This window comes from Bacillus sp. FJAT-27986 (assembly GCF_001685035.1).
Classification (GTDB): Bacteria; Bacillota; Bacilli; order Bacillales; family Pradoshiaceae; genus Pradoshia.
This window is the reverse complement of record NZ_MAYV01000019.1, coordinates 117,891-141,629: the sequence shown is the minus strand read 5'-3', so window position 1 is coordinate 141,629 and position 23,739 is coordinate 117,891. Positions and strand designations below refer to the sequence as shown.

Genomic DNA, 23,739 nt, shown 5'->3' with positions numbered 1-23,739 from the left:
TTTATTGTTTATATAAATACGCATATGAGTTTGAATACGATAGAAGTAGGGTTGGAAAAGATAGTAGGGTTGATTACCCAAAATAATGATAGTGGGGTGTATACTGAATGGATCATCAGTTGGAACTGGCAACATTTGCGGGCGGCTGTTTTTGGTGTATGGTATCACCATTTGACGAGCAGCCGGGAATTATAAAAGTCGTATCCGGTTATACGGGTGGACATACGGAGAATCCAACATATGAAGAGGTTTGCAGTGATACAACAGGCCATTATGAAGCTGTTCAAATTACTTATGACCCTGAAAAAATGTCATATGAAACATTGCTTAAACAATATTGGCAGCAAATTGACCCGACAGATGCCGGAGGGCAATTTAATGATCGGGGCGATTCTTATCGAACAGCCATTTTTTATCATAATGAAGAGCAGCATCGTTTAGCCGAGGATTCTAAGAAGGAACTAGCCAACAGTGGACGATTTCAGAAGGAAATTGTAACGAAGATACTCCCGGCTGGTCCGTTTTACAGAGCGGAAGAGAAGCACCAGCATTATTATAAGAAGAATCCTTTTCACTATAATCTTTATAAAGAGGGATCTGGCCGTGCTCGTTTTATAAGAGATAATTGGAAGAATACAAAAAGTGATGAGCAGCTTCGAGCGGAATTAACACCGCTCCAATACGAGGTGACAAGGAATAATGCAACAGAGCCACCATTTCAAAATGAATATTGGGACAATAAGGAAGAGGGAATCTATGTAGATATCATTTCGGGTGAACCTTTATTTAGTTCACTTGACCAATATGATGCCGGCTGTGGCTGGCCGAGTTTTACGAAACCAATACAGCGACATGAAATGGAAGAAAAGCTTGATACTTCATATGGGATGCGAAGAATTGAAGTAAGGTCCAAAACATCAGACTCTCATCTGGGGCATGTTTTTGATGATGGGCCAGGCCCGGATCGAGCACGTTATTGTATTAACTCCGCCGCCCTCCGATTTATCCCTCTAGATCAGTTAGAGGAAAAGGGATACGGTCAATATTTAAGTTTATTTAATAAGTAAAACTAAGAAAGGACTGCCTATTATGAAATTGGCAGTCCTTTAATCACTTGTTAATCTATTTTTTGAATTCTACCCTCTGCCTTATACTCAAACGGGGAAGGCAAGGTTTTTACAAACTCAACAGTTGCATCTATATCAACTGGTCCGACTTCCATATCTGTTGATAGCTTACCAAAGCTCGTACTGATATTTCCATACATATAGTTGTTGATTACGGCTGTGTATTCTTTATTCGGATCGACTTTACTGCCATCCGGTAAAAGGATATCGACTACTTTACCAGTTTTCGCTTGGTCGTCATATGTGTACGTATATTTAAAACCGGACACGTGGTAATCTAAACCTCTTGCGGTGATTTGTTCATTTAAAATAACTTCTAAATCAGCTCCGCTAAGCTTTACTTTGTTTAATACGTTACCAAAGGGCTGGATGGCGAATAAATCTCCAAATGTCACCTCGCCTGCATCTAATGGAGAGCGTACACCGCCGCCATTCATTAAGGCGAAATCTGAATCCATGGCTGCCTTCATACCATCTGCAATTAAATTACCGAGGGCAATGTCACTGAATTCTCTTGCTGTAGTTGGGTAGCTTTTTTCAAGAGAAGCCGTATTATTGCCTATTATCTGAGCCTTAATGGGTTCTACGCGATCAGAGTATTTTTTTAGAATAGATGAGACTTCAGAATCTGGAGCATAGTCCTTTTGGTAAACAGTGTTTATTTTTCCTGTTTTGCTGACGATATCGCCTGTTAGTGGATCAATGGTGATGTCTACATCAGAGAAAGCATTTCCATAGGAGTAAGCTTGAACAATCAATTTTTGATCAACGACGCGGTTCACGTTTACGTGGTTATGTGCCGCAAAAATCACATCGACTTCATCATTAATCTGCTCTGCAATCCGGCTTGCATCGAAGGAATCGGTATAGCCAGTTTGCGTTGCGGGATTATGGGCAAGCACGATAATAGCCTCAATTCCTTGTTTCTTAAGTTCATCTGTATATTTGTTGATGGCAGCTACTTCATCTGTGATTTTTAATGATTCATTTCCTTTTGTTACGATCATAGTAGGCGTTTCCTGAGTTACAACGCCAATAACACCAATTTTTTCGCCCTCAGCTTCTAAAACTGTATAGGGCTGGGTGATTAAATTCCCCTCTCTAGTGTCAAAAGCATTGGCAGCAACTAATGGAAAGTTCATTCCGTCATAGTCAGCGTTGCCTTTAGGATGGTCGCCGCCATTCATCATACGCTTTAGTTCATCAATGCCCTCATCAAACTCGTGGTTGCCAAATGTTCCGACATCAAATCCGATTGCTTCTAATATTTCAACGGTAGGCTCGTCCTGAAATAAAGCGGAGACTAACGGACTTCCTCCAATCATATCCCCGGCATGCACTAGAAATGTATTAGGATTTGTAGCTTCTTCCTTCTTTAATGCTGCCGCTGTATATGAAATAGGTCCTGTTGGTAAATCTCCAACAGTAGTGACAGTATCTAACTGTCCGTGTAAATCGTTTAATCCCAGTAACTGAACATTGACTCCACGATTTAGATCAATATTGAAGATTCCGAAGCCTTTAGAGTCTGTTTTTCCAGTGTACGTGAACGGTGTTTCATCTGTAATATACTCTTCTGCCTTTGGTGAAGTGGTAAATGTGACATTCACTTCGCCAGATATTGGAGCAATAGACCAGTTGCGGTCAGCAGTTGGTGTAATTTCTTTTACTTCAGAAATGTAATCCATTAGAACTTGGCGGTTTTCATCTGCTGAATCAATGACCAGTTCACTGCCTTTTAATCCAGGGAAGTTACCTCCGCCACCGGCACGATAGTTGTTTGTCACAACGATAAATTCCTGATCTGGATCAATTGGACTTCCATTGTACTCCAGATTAATTACGCGGCTTGATTCTGGGTTTATAAGAGTACCGTTTGGTGCATATTTTGGAGCCTTCGTCACATCAATTTGATAATTGACACCATCGATGACATCAAAATTATAGACCGCAAAGGAAGGGTTCAATAGTTCTTGTTCACTTTCTTTGGCAGGGTCTATCATATTAAACTTACCTGCCGACATTTCAATCCATTCTTTTACTACGGAGCCTTTGATTTTAACGGCTTTCAATGTATTGTCGTAGAGATATAAATCACCGGCGCTTCGAATGGTTAAATCGCCCTTTTTAATATCGGTGAACTCATCAACACCGTTTCGGCCAGCTTTAAATGGAGCACCAACAGATAATATAGGCAGATCCTTTAATTCTGGTTTATTTAATTCAATGTACTTTTCTGCATACCATTTTTGTGCATTCGTAACGACCTGAACAGAGGGATCGTCCTGAACCAGTGCGAAGTAGCTATAAATATCATCAGTTGTAGTACCGATAGGAGTATCGATATAATTCAACGTACCTTCGTGATCCTTTTGAACAGCACGAACAATCGATTTATCAGGTTGTATAGACTCGTCAACACTCCTTGTGGAGGATTGAGATTTGGATATTTCCCACTCACCTTTTACTTGCTTTAATGTCAAATCAATAATTCCAAGTGCAGCGCCACCATACCCTGCCTGAACAGCAGGCACGCCATTAATGGTTCCTTTAGTATTATCAACACCAGGAAGAGGATTTCCTGCAGAATCTTTGAATAAAGCATCTAATTCAGCATCGGTTTTAGCTGGGAATACTTTATGTGTGTGTGAAAAAGTGAGAGCATCAATACCAGGTACTTTGCTTAAAGCATATACGGTATCCTCCGTATTATCGAGATTCCCATTAAAACCGGAGTGAGCCATAGCAACAATCACATCCGCACCTTTTTTCTCTAGGACAGGAATGTATTTTTTAGCAGTTGCTACAACATCCTTTGTAATGACCTTTCCATCAAGATGGGCCTTGTCCCATTCGTTGATTTGTGGTGGAACAAAACCGATATAGCCAATCTTAATGATTTTGGTTTTTCCGGATTGGTCTTTAACTTTTTTATTGACGATTTTATAGGGCTGGAATTTATGAACATCATTGCTTGGATTGTTATCCTGATCATCAATGTATACGTTTGCATTAATGACAGGAAAATCAGCGTCATTATATACTTCGTTCAGATATTTCAACCCATAGTTAAACTCGTGGTTTCCAAGAGTCGCTATATCATAATCCATGATATTCATAGCCTTTATGGCTGGATGTGTTTCTCTTCTTTCTAACGGATCGATTTTAGCTTTATATGTGCCAAGAGGTGTCCCTTGAATTAAATCGCCATTATCAACTAATACAGAATTTTTTACTTCTGAACGTGCTTTTTTTACGAGAGTAGCTGTTTTAGCTAAACCAATGTTAGGGGCGGAGCTATCTTTATAATAATCATAGCTTAAAAGATTAGTATGAATATCTGTCGTTTCCATAATACGGAGTTCTACTTGTGATTGTCCCTTAGGCTTGTGATGCTTGTGCTTGGTGGCTTCTGCTTCACTTGTCATAAAAGAGGTTGCTACCAAGCTGATTGCCATTGTACTTGTTAAAAAGATCCGACCTTTAATACTACTCCATAGTTTCATACGAGGCACCTATCCTTTGTATTTTTTGAGAGTTTTAGGCTCCGCTTACAAATATATCAAATTTAAAGTGGTATATGGATAGGTATCTAGGATAACAGTTAAATACTACTATTAATTATATTGGTTCAGGTTAAAAAACTAGTTATTATTACTCAGTTCATAATTAAATATAGGTATTATGGATGTCAAAGTAATCGGTTATTTTGGAGAAGACATGAGAAATTGGTTTGGTATTTCATAAAATAGAATAGGCAGAGACTATCAAAAGGGATAAGAGGATTATAATGACTAAAAAAGAGGCTGGGACACTAACTTATAAACAATGCTGAAAGACGAAGATATCTAAATTAATTCTAGTAGACTTTGTTGCATGATAAGGAGTTAAGTTGGAGAAAAAAGTCCGTTCCATTGCGCTACAGCGCCACTCGCTTTCCGCGGGGAGGAAGGCTTTAGCCTCCTCGGCTGCGCCTTGCTCAGGTCTCAGCCTTTCCTCTACTTCCCGCAGGAGTCGAGTGGCTTCCGCTCCATTCCACTAGATATGAATAAGGGTATGCAGCATGAACCTATCTATGAAAACAAATAAAACTCACACTAGCCGGCGAATATCCAATTAAAATATCACCTAAATAGTTCGGATTTATCATTAACTGAAATACTTATGTCCCGGCCTCTTTTATTATTTGTAACGTTAGGAACTACACTTAAGCCTATCAGATCTGGCATAGGTTCCTAACGGCAAACAAATGAGTGTCAGAAGCCTCCGAGATGAGGGTTCTAAAGGTCTTTTGAAGGTCTATAAACCGTGGCGTTTTTAGTCTTCGTACCTTTGATCAAGGTCCTTCAGCACTCTGAGTAGTCCGGCTTCAGGGCCTAGGAGTTCGGGACATAAGCATAGCCTCTGCGGGGGAAGAACATCCCCTCCGAGCCTCTGTCTTATGCTCCTTACTCCTGATCAAGGCCCTTCAGCACTCTTGCAATATTCTCACAGGTTCTTTCTATGTTTTTAGGGCCGTTTTTTAGGGTTTGGTCTAGGGGTGCGAGTTCTGGGATGATTCCGAAGATGGCATCGATTCCTTTGTCGTAAAGCTCTTCAATACCTTCCCCAATGTATCCGGCAACTGCTATTACTTTTTTGTCAAGTTCTTTTGCAGCTTGCGCGACCCCATAAGGTGTTTTGCCAAATTGCGTTTGATAGTCAATGCCGCCCTCGCCTGTGAACACGTAGTCAGCGTTCTTAAGTTTTTCTCGTAACCCACTGAATTCGATTACAATGTCAATCCCTTTTTGAAGAGTGGCATTTGTAAACAGGAGTAAGCCAGCACCCAGGCCACCAGCAGCTCCAGAGCCTGGGGTGTTCCGAACAGCTTGTCCTAATTGCTGCTCTACCATGTCAGCATAATGCGCTAGATTCTGATCTAGCTGTTTAACCATTTCAGGTGTGGCGCCTTTTTGAGGCCCGAAAACATGAGATGCTCCAGTTTCGCCGCATAAAGGGTTCGTTACATCACAGGCAACTATCATGGTTACATCAGCTAGACGTGTATCTATTTTAGACGTATCAATTGTATGCAATTGATTTAAGTAGCCACCTCCTCTAGGGATATGGTTTCCTTCTTTATCAAGAAACTGAACACCCAGCGCCTCAGCCATACCTGTTCCTCCGTCATTAGTAGCACTGCCGCCAATTCCAATGATGATTTTTTTAATCCCTTTATCTAAACAGGCGCGAATCAATTCACCTGTACCATATGTAGTAGTAATGAGTGGATTTTTTGTTTCTTGGGTGACATAGTGAATACCGCTGGCTTCTGCCATTTCAATAACTGCGGTTTCATGATCCCCCATAATTCCATATCGAGCAGTTACGGGGTTGCCGAGTGGACCTGTAACGTCTAATGAATAGAGAGTGCCGCCTGTTGCATCAATGAGTGACTGGACAGTACCTTCTCCGCCATCTGCCATCGGAACATGGATAAAATCTGCATCTGGATAGACCTTTTTAATACCTGCTTCCATTGCAATGCATACCTCTTTTGCTGTCATGCTTTCCTTAAAAGAATCTGGTGCAAGTACAAACGTTTTGCTCATTGTAACCCCTCCTGTTATAAAATAAATCCGAATAAAATGGTGGCTACAATCGTCATGGTTGCACCGACAATTGCTTCGTAGCCGACTACGGACATCCTTTGTTTAATGGACATGTTCATGCTTTGCGCTGTAACATGAAAATAATTTCCGTGCGGTAATGAATCAATTACTGTTGCACCTGAGTGAACCATAACTGAAGCGGCAAGTGGTGCAACTCCCATGTCTAAAATAGCTTCGCTGAATGATCCTGTGGCAATAATAACGCCAGTAGATGTAGAGGCAGTGGCTGCTGCCATTAAAATACCTGCTATAGGTGCCAGGAATGTACCAGAGATACCGGTAGCTTCAATTAATGAAACAACCTGTGCGGATAGATTGGATTGAGAAATTAATCCTCCGATGGCACCTGCACCAATTAGAATTAACACAGTTACTGTCATTCTATCCAAGCCTGATGCTGTATATTTCAATAAATTTTTTGATTTCCCCATAGCTATTGTTCCAATGATACCTGCAAGGGGGAGAATGTACATAGCATCTACTTTAAAGCTGGATAAGGCCTCTATATTTAAAATTGAACCGATTGGATTAATCATTAATAAGATAATGGCTACTAATGGAGCTACGATTGCTTTATTCAGTGGAGGATAGTTAGCTGAACCATGATCAAGATCCACAACCTCATTATCTGAAACTTTTTCGCCTTTATTTTTGATTAAAGTGGCGATGAGAACAGTTGCGATTAAGCCGAAAATTGCTGGGATAAGACCTGCAATCATTACATCGCTAAGTTCTAAATCAAACCCTCGGGCTGCTGCAATTGTATTCGGGTTTGGCGAGATGATGTTACCCGCTTTTCCTCCTCCGGATAGTGCTAATAATAGAGCAATTTTTGAAATGCCCATTTTATTACCAATTGATAAAGCGATAGGCGCTACAATCAGGACAGCTACAGGGATAAATACCCCAACCGCTGTAATAATCATGGTGGCAAGAGCTAATGCAATGAGAGCCTTCTTTTCCCCTAATTTAGAAACAATAGATTGGGCGATTGTTTCTGCAGCCCCGGATTCCATCATGACACCAGCCAAAACTCCAGCGGCAAGAACACGAATAACAGTCCCCATAACACTTTGAGTGCCGCCAACAAGTATATTGATTGTTTCCTCAAGGTTAGCTCCACCTATTAAACATCCGAGTATGGCTCCTAAAAATAGAGCATACAGCGGGTTCAGCTTTTTTAAGATTAAGATAATGGCTATTGCCAGACCAGCTAAAGCCCCAATCCAACTAATCATAATCCCGTCCATCTTGTAACCTCCTAAGTAGTGTGGAATACGTCTTATTATAGTTTGGTAGCGGTTACAATTCTATTGATGGATAGATGATTTTCTTTGTGCAAACGCACAAAGAAAGTGATGAGAGGTTTGTTAGTTTATAATGGAAATATAGGAGAAGATTTACGGATCATAAGATAAGGCGGTACAGAAATAAAGAAAGGTTTTGTTCACCATGTATCAGTTAACTAATAAACAGGCGCAACATATTGTCGATAAAATGATGGCGGATATTCCATATAATATCAATATTATGAACGAAAAGGGCATCATTATCGGCAGCGGGAGTAAGGACAGAATCGGAACCTTTCATACTGGAGCAGTCCAAGCCCTACGTTTAGGCAGGATGATTACAATAACAGAGGATAATAGGTACGAAAAAAAGGGTACAAATGAACCGATTGTCATTAATCAAAAGATGGTAGGTGTTATTGGGATTAGTGGCGAGCCGGGTGAGGTAATCCCTTTTTGCAAACTAGTCAAAACCACAGTCTCTCTGTTAATTGAACAAGAAATCGCGTTGAAGAGTATGGAGGAGATTAGTAAAAAGAAGTCCGCGTTTCTTAAGTTATTAGTAGAAACGAAGTACCAATACTCAGATGAAATAAAAAGGGAAGCCCTGAATTATCAGCTTGATCTGACAAGAAAAACATCTGTCCTGATTGCAAAGCCAAAGCCAAGTCCTAAAAGAATCAATTATCCTGTTTTTGAGGAAGATGAGCATTCCATCATCCTGCTACAGGATAATAGCGGAGTCAAACCCTTGGCTGACCTGTTAACTAATGAAAATTCGACTATAAAGATCAGTGTTGGAAGTCATGTAGACACTATTTCTGAGAGCTATCATCAAGCAATCAGTGCTATGCAAATTAGTGAAAAATTAAATCTTCAAAAGAGAGTTATTCATTATATGGATGTATCCTTTTTATCCAGAATCAGCGAGATAGGTATAGATTCGTTTATTAATCACTCCTATATTAAAGGTTCTCTTATCTCTTCGCCGGAATTGCTGGAGACCTTGCAGATCTATATTAATAAGAATGGCAATATGACATTAACATCAAAAGAGTTACATATTCATAGAAATACGCTGCAATATCGTCTGGATAAAATTAAGGAGATAACAAGTAAAGATCCTAAACAAATATTCGAGTTGTTCGAGTTGATCTTTATTATGTTAAAGGATTAAATTCCTCATTCATTTAAACCTAACATTCGGTTAGGTTTTTTTATTGAAGATTGAAGGTCGAATTAATTGGGTGCAGTCAGACAAAAGTTTGTGAATAAAATCTAGAAAAAAATTATCAAGATAACAAAACTGTTATAGTCTATATTTTTATAGAGTAATACAGTTTGTGAAATAAATCACATGATTTTGGAAGTGTTTTCATTGCTTTCACAATCATATTTTTCTATGAATACTTGTATACAACTATGTATACCAATAGATTAAACGGTGTGCTTAACAAAATATAAGTGAATAATTTCACAAACTTTTTTTGAAAATTTCACTGGACTGTTATAGTCATTTTGGACTATACTGTATCTGTAAGGTTGAGAAATCAACTTGAAAGATCACTTATTTTTGAAAAGGAGATTGTGAAATTGAAAAGTGTAGTATCAACTTTTGCGCTTAAAGCGGGATCATTATTGTTAGTTTATACAGCAATGCAAATTTTTATGTAATAGGACAATATGTAATTAAAAAGATAGGAGGAGAAGGAATGAAACCATTAGCGATTGTATTTGGATTTAAAGCTGTAACAATGGCGTTAATGTTATTTATGTAATGAACATTGTATGTAGTAATATTTGCTCTTTGTAGGAATGCAAACGTAAAGAAAAAAAGATAGGAGGAAAGGCAGAATGAAAGGATTAGGAATTGTATTTGGACTTAAATTTGTAACAATGGCTCTTGTATTATTTGTTTAATGTAATTAATCATATGCGATATTGGGCTAATATTGAAACAAGGGAGGATCTAATATGAAAGCAATTGTGATAACATTTGTCTCTAAAGTTGCTACTTTAGGAATGGTGTATACTTCATTAAATGCCTTTATCTAAAATGAATAGACAAAGGCAATTAGAGTATGCACCATAAATTTAAATTCCCATCATTAAAACACGCTATTTATAGAATTTTCCTCGAATTATTTTCTTCAAAATGAAAAGAAGGCTCCCGCTATTTAAAGCAAGAGCTCCATAAATAATTTTATAACGATTCTTTTATGATTTTCTTATAATATGAAACAGATAATACTCCAAATATAGAATAGAATACTGTATACAACACCATTACTAGTAACATCGGTGTCCAAATCTCTATTCCAAATAGGAACCAACCTGACTTAACTGCAAAATAGCTATGACAAAGACCTAATATGAGTGGTATTCCAAAATTAAATAATTGTTTTAGCTTAACACCCTTCAAAAGATCCTGTTGGGTAAATCCAAGTTTTCTTAAGATAGAGAAGTTTAACTTTTCGTCCTCACTTTCACCCATTTGTTTAAAGTAAAGAATGCAGCCCGATGTAATAAGGAATGTTAAACCGAGAAATCCGACAATAAACATCGTTAATCCCATTCTTTTTTTGTTATCTTGGATCATGTTAATACGAGATTCATGTGTATCATCCTGAGTAGCTAATTGGTTGAATAGACTATTTGCTTCTGGAAGCTGTTCATTATCTGTGATATCAATCCCAATATAGAGTGAGTCAGCATCCTGGATAGCTGGATCTATATCATCCTTTAATCTTTGAAAAGTAGATTCATCCACAACTACAGCAGGTATACCGCTGATGGTAAAGTTCCAGGAAATCACATAATCCCTATTTAGGCCTGTATATTTTTGGTCAATCGTTATGTTGTTACCTGTTATTTGGATGTTACCTGTGTCTTTAAAATCCAACGTATTTTTCAGCATGTCGCTATACCCGGTGAAATAAGCCTCATGGGCAGATAACTCAACATCGTCAATTGCCTTTTCACTGATAACAGGCATTGGCATAGAATTCAGTCGAAGATCAAGTACATTAAGGCTGGTTTCTATGATTTGCTCAATATTAACTCTCGATTGAATAACGTCAACTTTCTTCTCCTTAAAAGCAATGCCATTTTCACGAAGGACACTTGTAAAATGATCAGCATCTTTTTCATTCATAAAGGAGAAGTTAGCTGGAACATCATTCTTCGCTGTTTTCTCTACTGAATAGAAGGAAATATAGCTTAAGGAGAGTAAACCGATTGCAAGTGCTGAAACAGTTGTGATGATTGTTAATAACATAGCATTCGATTTCAAGCGAAACATGATAGATGAGAGAGAGAGAACCTCATACACATTTAAATAACCATCTTTCTTTTTACGAATACTATTTAAAATAAAGGTCACAGAGCCTTTATAAAACAAATAGGTCCCAACTATCACAGCCCCAAGAATATATAACATTGCTGCTATTAACTCATCGCCAGTAGATAAATCCTCACCGAAAAGTTTAGTTGAAATATAGTATCCAGATCCTATTAAAAAAAGACCAAGTATACCAATTGTGATTTCAAATTTAGATATTTTTTTGACTTTTACTTCAGTGGAAGAAGTTACTCTAAATAATGATAATATAGTTTGTCTTTTAATGAAGAGATAATTTGATAACATGATTAGTAGATAGATCACACTGAACACAATAATAGTTTGGATTAGCGCTTCTCCTGAAAAACGTAGAGCAGCTATATCCTCGACACCAGTTAATTTAATTAGTATAAGCATAATAAGCTTTGAAATGGAGAATCCAATAAAAATACCTACCACCAATGAACCAAAGTAGAGAATCGCATTCTCCATATTTAAAATACGGAATATTTTCGATTTCGTCATACCGATTAACTGGAATAGACCAATTTCTTTGCCCCGCCTTTTAATAAAAATACTATTGGCAAAGAGCAGGAATACAAGTACGATGCTAATGAGCAAAATAGATCCTACTTGAAGTGCAGCCCCTCCTTTTATCGAACCTTTAGCAGCATCCATTGCGGGGTCATACTGCAGAGTAACAAATGAAAAGTAAAGGGCAACGCTGAAAACTAAAGCAAATACATAGAGATAATAGTTGTTTATATTTTTTTTGAGGTTTCTCCATATGAGTGTTTTAACGCTCATCCATAACACCACCCAAGATTCCTTGTGTTTTAATAATTCCTCTGAAAAAGGATTCACGATCTTCTTGGCCCTTAGTTAGCTGTGTATAGATTTGTCCATCCTTAATAAAAATAACGCGATTGCAATAACTGGCTGCTATAGGGTCATGTGTAACCAATACAATCGTTGCATTCCTCTTTTGGTTTAATTCACTTAGTTTATTTAACAGATCGGATGCTGATTTAGAATCAAGGGCACCTGTAGGTTCATCGGCAAAAATAATACTTGGTTCATGGATAAACGCTCTTGCTGCAGATGTTCGCTGCTTTTGACCGCCTGAGAGTTCATTTGGGTATTTATCCTTCAGGTCCAGGATGCTAAGATCCTTAGCTACCTCATCAAACTTCTTTATAGCTTCTTTTTTGGATAAGCCGCTAATAGATAATGGTAAAAGAATATTTTCCTTAACGGTTAAGGTATCTAATAGATTGTACTCCTGAAAGATGAAGCCAAGATGATGCTTGCGGAATTCAGCTAATTTCTTTTCCTTCATTGCTGTCATCTCTGTATTATTAATCATGATGGTCCCTGTGCTGACTTTATCAATCGAAGATAATACATTAAGTAAAGTCGTTTTTCCTGAACCGGAGGCGCCCATTATTCCAACAAATTCTCCTGTTTTAATAGTAATATCAATGCCTTTTAGAACCTCTTGCTGATTAAATTTGCTACCAAATGATTTATGGATTTTATGTGCCTCTAATATATTCATATGGAATCGTCTCCCTTTAATTGATACCTTCATTATATAGAGGACGTTCTATTCAAATCCTTCTATTCTCCGAACAAAATAGAAAAGCATGTGACATTCCTGTCACATGCTAATGACCTCAACAAAATCATTCTTCTTTGGAAAGGTAAGCGTAAATCGGGTGCCTTCGTCTAGTTTTGAATCTACTCCAATATCAATCATAAGAGGATTTGCTGCTTTTTTAGCTAGATATAAGCCCATACCTGTCGCAGCATTATCGGTATGTTCCACAGCAGAAGTGTAGCCTTTATCAAAGATACGCGGCAAATCCCTCTGATCAATGCCGCGGCCAAAATCCTGTATGGTTAAAATGATATGTTCATTTGGCAGGGGGCGGCTTGAAATAATAATATCTGAGTCATGACTATATTTGACTGCATTCGTTAATAACTGTCTAATAATAAAGCTCAACCACTTGGCATCACTTACAACCTCGGTAATATCCAGCTGGAGGTCAAAGCCGATTCTTTTCTGGATACACCAACTCTGCAATTCTCTTATTTCTTTATAGACAATTTTACGTAAATCTAAATTCTCTATTAAAAGGTCGTTTTCAATAAATTGAAGTCGCTTTTGGAAAAGTTGAGAATCAAGAAGATGTTGAATTCTCATCCATTCATAGGTTAGCTCAGATTTTGTTCGTTCATCCTCAAGGCGATCAATGATTAAATTCATGGCTGTTAGCGGAGTTTTAACCTCGTGAATCCAGGAGAGTAAGTCATCTTTTTCTTGTTCAATTAAGGTTTGGCTGTGTGCAGTTGCATGTTTCAGCTGCTCTGTTTGATTCAGGATACTATTTAGAACAATTCGTTCAATAGGGCTCCTTGCATCCGGCAAAGTGGAGATGTCTAAATCAGTTTCCCGTTTATCTAAACTTCTATAAAATTGCGTTTCAGTTTTATAGCGTATGATAATGAAGATGGTAAATAAAATTACAGATAAAAAGACGATATAAGCAATTGATTGAAAAGGGATAGACTGGTCAATATAAGCCACAAAGAGTATAAATAGATGAATTGACAGGAATAAGATAATCCAGCTTCGTCTTTCAATTAAATAGCTCTTTATCATAAAGAATCAGCCGTCTCTTTTGCCATGTAACCTTGACCTACTTTTGTTTCTATAAAATGTCCGAGTCCAAGTTCATCCAGCCTTTTTCGCAACCGATTCACATTGACCGTTAATGTATTATCGCTGACAAACCGCTCATCATCCCATAAACTGCGAATTAAAGTATCTCTGCTGATAATCTTATTCTTATGATCGATTAACTGCTTTAAAATGTAAATTTCATTCCTTGAAAGCTCTATTGATCCAAGTTCATTTTCAACCGTATTTTTTTCGTAATTAATGGTCGCTCCGCACCAGATTTTCAGCTGTGTTTGATCAGCATTATAATTATAAACTCTTCGTAAAATGGCTTGAATCTTTGCAACTAAAACATCAAAGTTAAAGGGCTTCTGTATAAAATCATCAGCACCAAGTTGCATAGACATCACCATGTCAGTAGGGTGGTCTCTCGATGATAAAAATAAAATGGGTACATTGGAGTGCGTCCGTATCAGCCGGCACCAATGGAAACCGTCAAATTTAGGCAACTGAATATCAATAAGGACTAAGTCAGGCTGAATATCCGTAAATTCATTAAGTACCTCTCCGAAATCTTGAACGCCATATACTTCATAAGACCATTGGGTTAACCTCTCTTTAATTTCTTTAAAAAGGCTGGTGTCATCTTCAATTAATAAAATTTTAAACATAACCATCACCCGTTCTTTATTTATTAGGATTACGAATAGTGGTAAAGTAGCTCGAACTATTTTAGGGTATTAGTTGTTTTGTCATGTAAAGCTCAAAATGTATAGTATATATAAATATAGTGTACTATAAAAACGACTCGCAAATATAAAAAGGAGAACAAGCACCAATGCTTGTTCTCCTTTTTATAAGTTAACCGAAGATAATAACGAGGATTCCTACGATAAAACAGTAAATAGAAAAATAACCTAATTTCCCTTTTTTCATAATATCCATAAACCAACGCAGTGAAAAATAGGAGGCGATGAGGGAAGCTATAAATGCCAATGCATACGGAATCAGCAGTCTTCCTAAATCAGGATCGTTCACCATATCGGATACTGAAAATACCATGCCGCCAAGACTGATTGGGATATATAGAAAAAACGAGAATTTCAACGCAGTTTCACGGTTCATTCCCATAGCCATAGAGGATACGATCGTTGCACCGGAACGGCTGATTCCAGGTATTAAAGCAACAGCCTGTGATAATCCCACAATAATGGCATCCTTAAATGTTAGTTCTCCCTCAGCTTTCCTGCCCTCTAAATTACGGATAAGCCATAAAGCAATACCTGTGATAATCAGCGCAAAGCCAATGACACGTACACCCTTAAAAATAGATGCGATTTGATCCTCAAAGAAAAGACCGATAAATGCAGCTGGAATTGTAGCAACAATTAAGTAAAGAATAAAATAAAAATCCTTTTTCGTGGCGGTAGATTTATCAGAACCTGTTAAATAGGAAAATCCATTTTTAATCAACTTCATTAAATCTGCTCGATAAATAAAGATAACGGCCAGTAGGGACGCAAAGTTTACAAACAACTCAAAGCTTAATCCCGGAATGTTAAGTCCGAAAAAATGCTGAAAGATGACCAAGTGGCCACTTGAAGATACAGGGATAGGTTCAGTAAGACCTTGCAGTAATCCTAAAAAAACAAATTGTATTATTTCAATAAAGCTAATTGAATCCATTTTAACACTCCTATTTTATAGCTTTTACTTTTATTTATTATACTAAAATAATAATATCATTTGGAGAGAACGGTTCGAAACTGGAAAATTCAGAAAGTAAGGGAACTGGATTAATACTAAAGCTTATTTTGCGCGTAATAAAGGTTTTTATGAAAATATTGGAGTGTTTGCATGGAGGGTTGCATGTAACCAGGAAATAGAAGTTTATATCAGAGTAAAGGCAGGATTCATATATATCAGGCCTTTTAGTAACTGCATATATGGATAGTCATTACATCAGCAAGAAGGAGGTTATCAAAATAGAAATACTAAAGGGCACAGTGCTTAAGCACTGTGCCCTAACTTATCCTTATAAAACTTTATCAAGAAAATCCTTAGTTCGTTCATTTTGCGGATTGGAGAAGATTTCTTCAGGTGTTCCTCTTTCCACAACATAACCGCCATCCATAAAGATGACCTGATCAGCTACTTCACGGGCAAAGCCCATTTCATGAGTCACAATTACCATGGTCATACCCTCTTGTGCAAGCTGTTTAATAACATTCAGAACCTCACCGACCATTTCGGGATCAAGTGCACTCGTAGGCTCATCAAACAACATAATGTCAGGGTTCATGGCAAGAGCTCGTGCAATCGCCACACGTTGTTTTTGTCCGCCGGACAGTTGAGCTGGCATGGCATTGGCCTTATCTTCAAGACCCACACGAGCCAATAGCTTTAAGCCGATTTTTTTTGCTTCTTCTTTTGTAGCTTTATTCAGCTCAACAGGAGCCAAAGTAATATTATCTAGTACTGTCATATGCGGGAAGAGATTGAAATGCTGGAATACCATTCCGATATTTTCCCTAACTTTATTAATGTCTGTGTTTTTATCAGTTAAATGTTTATCATCAACTGTTACGTCACCTTCATTTACTTCTTCAAGTAAATTGAGGCAGCGCAGAAGTGTACTTTTACCGGATCCAGAAGGGCCGATTAAGCAGACAACTTCGCCTTCTTTAACCTCAAGACTGATATCCTTTAGTACTTCCAGCTTCCCGTATGATTTTTTTAATCCTTTTACTTTAAGCTTTCCCATTTTGGATCTTCCTTTCCATACGGTTTGATACCTTAGTTAAAATCATAATAATGATAAAGTATATAAACCCTACAATCAGCCACATTTGGAAGGACTCAAGGTTTCTGGCAATAATGATTTTTCCGCTTTGAGTCAATTCATTAATACCAATGATGGATAGGATAGAGGTATCTTTTAATGTAATGATAAATTGGTTAATGATAGATGGAATCATCAGACGGATTGCCTGTGGAAGGATAACCTTTGCCATTGCCTTTTTATATGGAAGACCAAGGCTTCGGGCAGCTTCCATTTGTCCCTTATCAACGGATTCGATACCACCGCGTACAATTTCAGCCATATATGCACCAGCATTTAAGCTTAATGTTATGATACCGGCAGCAACTGCAGATATACGGAAGTCAAGTGCTGCTGGAATACCGAAATAGATAAAGAAAGCTTGAACAATCAGTGGAGTTCCTCTAAAGATATCTACGTAAATGACGCCGATTGCCCTTAAGATTTTGAGATGGGACACACGCATCAGACCAAATATAATACCTAGGATACATGCTATAACAAGAGATACGACAGTCAATATCAGGGTCATTTGAAGACCTTTTAACAGACTTGGCATACTTGATTCTAATAAGCCGAAGAAACCGTTATTAGTATCGGTGCTTTTTTCTGCCTTCAAGTACTTATCCATAATATCCTGATATTCACCGGATTCTTTTAGATTGGCTAGACCTGTATTGAACTGCTCAATCAATTCCGCATTTTGCCCTTTAGCGACAGCAAATCCATAGGAGCCGCCTTTTTCTTTTTCAGTAACGATTTCTAATCCGTTGCCTTGCGTAATCCCATATGCCAGAACTGGGTAATCATCAAAAACAGCTGCAGAGTTACCTGTTTTAACATCGTCATACATATTGGCGGAATCATCAAAGGTTACCGTTTTAAAGCCATATTTATCTTTTATGCTTTCTGCAAAGCTGGCACCTTCTGTACCTGTTTTAATGGCTACCTTTTTTCCTTTTAAATCTTCATAGGATTTAATCTCTTCATTTCCCTCGGCAACCGCCATTACGACACCAGATTCAAAATAGGGATCGGAGAAATCAAATTTCAGTTGTCTTTCATCTGTTATACTCATTCCGGCAATAACGCCGTCTACTTGATTGGACTCTAGTGCTTGTACGGCTGCATTAAATCCAAGCGGCTTAATTTCTACTTCAAACCCTTGATTTTCAGCTATAGCATTGAGTAAATCGATATCTATACCTACAAATTCGCCATTCGTTTCCTGGAATTCAAATGGGGCAAATGTAATATCTGTTGCAATCTCATATTTTTTTCCTTCTGCTTTCGTGTTTAAAGCCGGGAATATAAATGAAGCAATCATGACAATAGCCATTGCTATTAGGAATGTGAATTTTGAAAATTTCTTCATTGTGAACCTCCTTCATATAAGTAACGTTTAAAAACCCTCTATATCCAATTGGGGCGGGTTAAAAGGGATGTTTTAATCTTATAACAGAATGTATGTATCTCTATGAGTATATATAAAGATACGGTTTTTTGGCAATCAATACTTACCAAATAATATTAGATTACTATAAGATTTCCATTTATTTGTTGTGAAGAAAAAGATGTAATAAAGGGTGGAGAAATAAAAAAAGAGCAGTATTATACTTATTTAATCTAATAAAATATATAGAGATTTGTAAATGGAAAGTACTTCCTAAATGTTATGTGAAAATAATCTAACTCACATATTAATACTGATTATGTATGGAAAACAGCTGAGAATGCTTTAACCATGTAAGTGTATCTTAAGCAAATTTTAGTTCTGAAGAATGAATTCTAAAGTATATTTCCATTTGCGCTCTAATTCTTTTGGAACTACATCCAGTATGGGTATTGATCTATAGAATTTAACTCCAAAGCCCTCCTCTTAATAATGTAAACACTACCTATTATGAGTATTTATGACTAATTTTATTTACCCTATTCAACACGATTCTAACTATATATTTAACAATAATTTAAATATGGGTAATAAAATTAGTCCAGTTGTTAAAAAATAGATCAATCCTCGAGTGAGGATGATCTATTTTCTTCAGTATATATTATTGTAAATTCTTAATTGTAATACCGTTAACAGGTAAAAAGTTTTCCCCGGTATCCAGGTACGTTACAGATACCTCATCGTTTTCCTGCAGATATATGATCAAAGGATCCTTTTCAGAGGACATATTGTAGCTTTGTCCATTATCCAGAAGGAACGAAACGACGGTATATTCACCTGATTTTTCTTTATAGACTCTGATAACTTTCCCATCGATTTTCTTCTCAACACTTGTGGAGGTGCCGTTAACCGTTCCGCCGCCTTTTTGAAGTGCTGTTTTGTATAGCTTTAAGGCTTCATTTGGCGTTGACCCATATGCTGTTATTTCAGGATTGGCAGCAGATACAATGAAATAATTTTGTAGGAATCCATTTGAATCCAGGACTCCTGTTAACCAACTGGCTTCACCGTAAAAATTATAGATGATGGGCATTTCTCCTTCCCATTTCTTTTCTATAAACTTCTTCTCGATAATTTGCAGGGCACCCTGTGAATCCATGTAGGATTCCTCCATATTACCTGTATAATAGACAGCTTTACCTGTCCTGGAATTTGTGAGCGCATAGCCGAGCATAGAATCGACGCCTTCTTTAGGACTCGTGAAATCAGTGAAATAATACATATCTCCATTTTCATCAAAGATCGGACTTACATTCGCTTCGGTACCCTCATCAGAAGGCAGTTTAACATCTGATTTTCCAAATAGGCTGTTCCAATAGCCATGAATATAATTTCCGAAGTAGCTGTTTTGTGTACTGACGACTTCTGGTGCAACGGCACCATCAATAAATTCGGGCGCTTCAGAAAGGGAATAAGAGTTGGACTTCCCAGTTTTGGCATCCATCACCACAACACCTTTTACCTTAAAGCCATTTCTGGCAGAGACAAAATCACCATAAGAGCGAATATAAAATGGCGTGCCATTATCATCTACTTCAAGCTGTGAATCCCCATAGAATATGTAGGATGGATACTGTAGACGAATACGGCGCTCTGTTTCTTTATTGAAGAATGCAGAAGGAGTGTAGATCATTTCTGCATCAACAAATTTTGGGTTGGCTGATGAATCTGTAGCACTCAATATAAAGTAACCAGGAGTTTCTTTCCCTTTCAGCCATTTGAAGAATCCTGAAAATTCGACTGGAGCAATATAAACATACTCACCATCTACTTTTTGGATTTGTAAATTCCCTAATTCGTAGTAGCTCGTATTTGGTACCTGGCCAAATGCTTTTTTCATTTTATTGCGCGCGTATTGAGGAGGCACGCTGGCCGGCTTTTTATTTTCATCAAATGTTTGAATTTCTTCTTTGATGTCCATTTTAGCTATAGTATACTTTTCATCGGCATTGAACAGAAATGCCGTTAAAAAATAGAGACCGACAAGCAAACTACCTGCAAATAAAATACCCTTAATGGTTCTCTCCATACCCGTAGCAAGCATTGAACCCAGCAAGGTTAGTATGATGACAAAAATCCAAAGAGAAGAGATAGTTTGATCCAACAGGGTGAAGTAATAAAATAAAAATGCTCCAATCGTGATTAATGCAGCTAAGCTGACAAAAACAAGCAGTTTTGTTTTCCCCTTCATATGGATACGTAATTTTTCATTATTTTTGAATGGCACAAGAATAAGTGCCGATATAATCCCAATGATAATGGAATAGATGAAGATATTTCCCACAAAGTACCCCTCCTTATTTTTTCTATAATTTACCTTAATATCCTATACGAATAACTGACCAAAATGATTCATGAATTGGAAATATTCATGAATTTTAGTTGCTGTAACTTGATTTAGGATATTCTTTATTATAAATCAAAAATATTTTAAATATTATAAATTATTATTGACATTGCTAAACAAGATAGGATATAGTTGGAAACATCAAATTTAATTGAATAGCAAGCGATTCTTATCGAGAGAAGTGGAGGGATTTGGCCCTATGATACTTCGGCAGCGGATTTTTACTATGGTAAAAATACTGTGCTAATTCCAACAAACATCTGTTTGAGAGATAAGAGGAAGCTTTAAGCGAACATATTTCTACTTGTCTTTTTATGTATATGTTCATACAAAGCCTCTTCTGTCTAATGACAGAAGGGGCTTTTTGCATTTCGAATTTTTTAGGCCTGGAGGAGAGAACATGATTGAGTTTCGAAACATAAAAAAGTCATATCAAGCAAATGGTCAAAGCGTAGATGCTCTGAGAGGCGTTCATTTAACGGTTGAAAAAGGGGATATTTTTGGAGTGGTAGGATACAGCGGGGCCGGGAAAAGTACACTTTTGCGTTTAGTTAATATGCTTGAACGGCCTACTGAGGGGGAGGTCCTTGTGAATGGTAAATCGTTTGCCAGTCTCAAAGCAAAGGAATTAAGGGCAGAGAAAAAGAAAATCGGGATGATCTTTCAACATTTCAATTTACTTCAATCTAAGACGGTATTTGATAATGTAGCGATTCCATTGATACTATCCGGCGTTCGTAAAGAAACGATTCAAAATAGAGTTCGAGAATTACTGGAGTTCGTGGGGTTATCAGCTAAGGGTCGAAGTTACCCGGATGAATTGTCAGGGGGACAGAAGCAGAGGGTTGGAATTGCGAGAGCTCTGGCCACGAATCCATCTATCCTGCTATGTGACGAAGCTACATCGGCATTGGATCCGCAGACGACCAGGGATGTTTTAGAGCTATTGAAAAAAATAAACCGAGAATACAATATAACAATTTTGCTTATTACACATGAAATGTCGGTGATTAAAGAGATATGCAATAAGGTCGCTGTCATGGAAAATGGGAGGGTTGTTGAGCAGGGTCCTGTTCTTGATATTTTTTCCAAGCCAACCACTGAGGTTGCCAAGCGGTTTGTTAGAACAGTCATTCACGACGAGATTCCGCAGAGCTTTTTGAAATCCTTAAAGGAGAATAAACCAGCAGTTTGGAAACTTAATTTTTTGGGATCTTCGTCTGGCAAGCATCTACTTTCAACAGTGGCGAAAAGTTTTGATGTCCATTTAAGTGTTCTTTCTGCCAATATTTCTGAAATACAGGAAACCCCTTTTGGGAATTTAATCGTTGAGGTCATCGGTGAAACAGAAGAAATAAAGAAGGCGATCCAATACATAGAGAGTGAGGATGTGCTCTTGCAGGAGGTTAAGCTATCATGAATGAACAGTTTTTAGGAATGGAAATTACACTTGAACAGTTACTGATTGGATTCAGTGACACACTCTATATGGTTTTCTTCTCCTTACTATTCGCGGCCGTGATTGGATTGCCTTTAGGGATTTTACTCGTCATAACGAGAAAGGGTCACATTCTGGAGAATAAGTGGGTGTTTAATATATTGAACCCAATCATTAATATTTTACGCTCGGTTCCCTTCATTATTTTATTGGTGGCTTTGATTCCATTTACACGATTGGTTGTTGGATCGGCGATTGGAACGAATGCCGCCATTGTACCGCTTGTATTTTATGCAGGTCCTTATATTGCCAGATTGGTTGAAAATTCATTATTGGAAGTTGATAAGGGAATTATTGAAGCAGCTCAGTCAATGGGCGCGACTGAATGGCAGATCATTTTTCGGTTTTTAATACCAGAGGGACTTAGCTCTCTTGTTTTAACCTTTACAACAGCAACTATTGGGCTGGTTGGAGCCTCAGCAATGGCAGGGGCAGTAGGAGCTGGAGGAGTTGGAGATCTTGCCCTCACCTATGGTTATCAGAGGTTTGACACTAACACCATGATTGTAACCGTTGCGGCACTGGTAATCATTGTACAGCTTTTACAATCCATAGGTAATACGCTGGCTAGAAAAATAAGAAGACGATAAAGAAGGAGATGGAAAAAATGAAAAAACTTTTTCTTACTATTTTAATAATTGCATGTACTGTCGTAACAGCAGCATGTGGAAGCGATTCGAAAGGCAGTGCAAAAGAGGGCAGCTCTACCATTAAGGTTGGAGTAAGCAGCGGAGACACAAGAATATGGGATTATATTGCTGAACTCGCTAAGGAGAAGGGGCTCAATATAGAGCTTGTAAAGTTCAGTGATTATATTTTGCCGAATACAGCTCTAAATGATGGCGAAGTGGATGCTAACGCATTCCAGACCATTTCTTACTTTGAAGAACAAGTGGAAGAAAGAAAATTAGATCTTGAGCCACTAAGCTCTACTGTTATTGCACCAATGGGAATCTACTCAAATAAGCATAAGGATTTAAAGGAATTGCCTGATGGGGCTAAAATTGCTGTCCCTAATGAAGGTACAAATCTTGGCCGGGCGCTACTTCTTTTGCAGGAGGCTGGCTTCATTACACTAACAGATAATTTTGATGGAATAGGCTCTTTGGAAAAAATTAAATCAAATCAAAAAAATATTAAACTCGAACTGGTAGCTGCCGGGAATACACCGCGTTTTCTTGAAGATGTAGATGCATCTATTATAAACAATAACTTTGCGGTTGAGGCAGGATTGACATTAAAGGATGCCTTGTTCCATGAAAGTGCAACGGCCAAACCATACATTAATATTATCGCTATAAAAAAAGGGGATAAAGACCGCGCTGAGCTAAAAAAACTGGCAGACATCTATCATTCCGAGGAAGTGGAGGATTTTATCCTTAAAACATTTAAAGGAAATACCATTCCGGCTTTTGTTTCAATAGAAGAATTGGTTAATTATCAGGATGCCTGGACCAGCCCGGCAGTCGATCAATGAATTACTTCGGATACTAACATAGGTATAAGATTATTAGAGAGATTGGA

16 protein-coding genes and 1 riboswitch are annotated in these 23,739 nt (G+C 37.7%); of the genes, 5 read left to right on the top strand and 11 right to left on the bottom strand.

Annotated features, from left to right (window positions below):
• The first annotated feature begins 107 nt into the window (after positions 1-107).
• The gene (gene msrA, locus A8L44_RS17695) at positions 108-1,067 is read left to right on the top strand and encodes a peptide-methionine (S)-S-oxide reductase MsrA (RefSeq protein WP_066109614.1); all 960 of its coding nucleotides are present in this window, start codon (positions 108-110) and stop codon (positions 1,065-1,067) included.
• 50 nt (positions 1,068-1,117) lie between these two features.
• Here msrA and A8L44_RS17690 read toward each other — a convergent pair whose 3' ends face one another.
• The 3 genes from A8L44_RS17690 to A8L44_RS17680 all read right to left on the bottom strand — a co-directional run bounded on the left by A8L44_RS17690 (position 1,118) and on the right by A8L44_RS17680 (position 8,031).
• A complete protein-coding gene (locus A8L44_RS17690; RefSeq protein WP_066109611.1) occupies positions 1,118-4,633 on the bottom strand; it encodes a bifunctional 2',3'-cyclic-nucleotide 2'-phosphodiesterase/3'-nucleotidase in 3,516 nt (1,171 codons plus the stop codon).
• A gap of 942 nt (positions 4,634-5,575) precedes the next feature.
• On the bottom strand, positions 5,576-6,721 hold the full coding sequence (locus A8L44_RS17685; RefSeq protein ID WP_066109608.1) for a glycerate kinase: 1,146 nt from the start codon (positions 6,719-6,721) through the stop codon (positions 5,576-5,578).
• 14 nt (positions 6,722-6,735) lie between these two features.
• The gene (locus A8L44_RS17680) at positions 6,736-8,031 is read right to left on the bottom strand and encodes a GntP family permease (RefSeq protein ID WP_066109605.1); all 1,296 of its coding nucleotides are present in this window, start codon (positions 8,029-8,031) and stop codon (positions 6,736-6,738) included.
• Positions 8,032-8,233: 202 nt separating this feature from the next.
• On the opposite strand from A8L44_RS17680, the gene A8L44_RS17675 reads away from it, so the two are divergent.
• Positions 8,234-9,247 (top strand): CdaR family transcriptional regulator, encoded by a 1,014-nt coding sequence (locus tag A8L44_RS17675; RefSeq protein WP_066109602.1) that lies wholly within the window; start codon positions 8,234-8,236, stop codon positions 9,245-9,247.
• A gap of 1,026 nt (positions 9,248-10,273) precedes the next feature.
• Here the strand turns inward: A8L44_RS17675 and A8L44_RS17670 are convergent.
• The 8 genes from A8L44_RS17670 to A8L44_RS17635 all read right to left on the bottom strand — a co-directional run bounded on the left by A8L44_RS17670 (position 10,274) and on the right by A8L44_RS17635 (position 20,654).
• Entirely contained in the window at positions 10,274-12,217 is a 1,944-nt protein-coding gene (locus tag A8L44_RS17670; protein ID WP_066109599.1) for an ABC transporter permease, read from the bottom strand.
• Positions 12,207-12,968, bottom strand: a complete 762-nt coding sequence (locus tag A8L44_RS17665) for an ABC transporter ATP-binding protein (RefSeq protein ID WP_066109596.1) — start codon at positions 12,966-12,968, stop codon at positions 12,207-12,209. Before A8L44_RS17665 ends, A8L44_RS17670 begins: the two co-directional genes overlap by 11 nt.
• Before the next feature lie 102 nt (positions 12,969-13,070).
• The gene (locus tag A8L44_RS17660; protein ID WP_066109593.1) at positions 13,071-14,078 is read right to left on the bottom strand and encodes a sensor histidine kinase; all 1,008 of its coding nucleotides are present in this window, start codon (positions 14,076-14,078) and stop codon (positions 13,071-13,073) included.
• Complete coding sequence (locus A8L44_RS17655) at positions 14,075-14,767, bottom strand: response regulator transcription factor (RefSeq protein ID WP_066109590.1); 693 nt, start codon at positions 14,765-14,767, stop codon at positions 14,075-14,077. Before A8L44_RS17655 ends, A8L44_RS17660 begins: the two co-directional genes overlap by 4 nt.
• A gap of 190 nt (positions 14,768-14,957) precedes the next feature.
• Complete coding sequence (locus tag A8L44_RS17650) at positions 14,958-15,782, bottom strand: undecaprenyl-diphosphate phosphatase (RefSeq protein WP_066109587.1); 825 nt, start codon at positions 15,780-15,782, stop codon at positions 14,958-14,960.
• 349 nt (positions 15,783-16,131) lie between these two features.
• On the bottom strand, positions 16,132-16,860 hold the full coding sequence (locus A8L44_RS17645; protein ID WP_066109585.1) for an amino acid ABC transporter ATP-binding protein: 729 nt from the start codon (positions 16,858-16,860) through the stop codon (positions 16,132-16,134).
• Positions 16,847-18,292, bottom strand: coding sequence for an amino acid ABC transporter substrate-binding protein/permease (locus tag A8L44_RS17640; RefSeq protein ID WP_066109582.1), 1,446 nt, complete (start codon positions 18,290-18,292; stop codon positions 16,847-16,849). Before A8L44_RS17640 ends, A8L44_RS17645 begins: the two co-directional genes overlap by 14 nt.
• Positions 18,293-18,971: 679 nt before the next feature.
• The gene (locus A8L44_RS17635) at positions 18,972-20,654 is read right to left on the bottom strand and encodes a YrzE family protein (protein WP_066109578.1); all 1,683 of its coding nucleotides are present in this window, start codon (positions 20,652-20,654) and stop codon (positions 18,972-18,974) included.
• Between the two features lie 229 nt (positions 20,655-20,883).
• Positions 20,884-20,995: riboswitch (SAM riboswitch) on the top strand.
• Positions 20,996-21,117: 122 nt separating this feature from the next.
• Between A8L44_RS17635 and A8L44_RS17630 the strand changes: the two genes are divergently transcribed.
• Genes A8L44_RS17630 through A8L44_RS17620 form a run of 3 tightly spaced genes read left to right on the top strand, consistent with a single transcriptional unit; the run spans position 21,118 to position 23,692 of the window.
• Positions 21,118-22,137, top strand: coding sequence for a methionine ABC transporter ATP-binding protein (locus A8L44_RS17630; protein WP_066109575.1), 1,020 nt, complete (start codon positions 21,118-21,120; stop codon positions 22,135-22,137).
• A gap of 17 nt (positions 22,138-22,154) precedes the next feature.
• On the top strand, positions 22,155-22,805 hold the full coding sequence (locus A8L44_RS17625; protein ID WP_066109774.1) for a methionine ABC transporter permease: 651 nt from the start codon (positions 22,155-22,157) through the stop codon (positions 22,803-22,805).
• Positions 22,806-22,822: 17 nt separating this feature from the next.
• Entirely contained in the window at positions 22,823-23,692 is an 870-nt protein-coding gene (locus tag A8L44_RS17620) for a MetQ/NlpA family ABC transporter substrate-binding protein (RefSeq protein WP_066109571.1), read from the top strand.
• Positions 23,693-23,739: the final 47 nt, after the last annotated feature.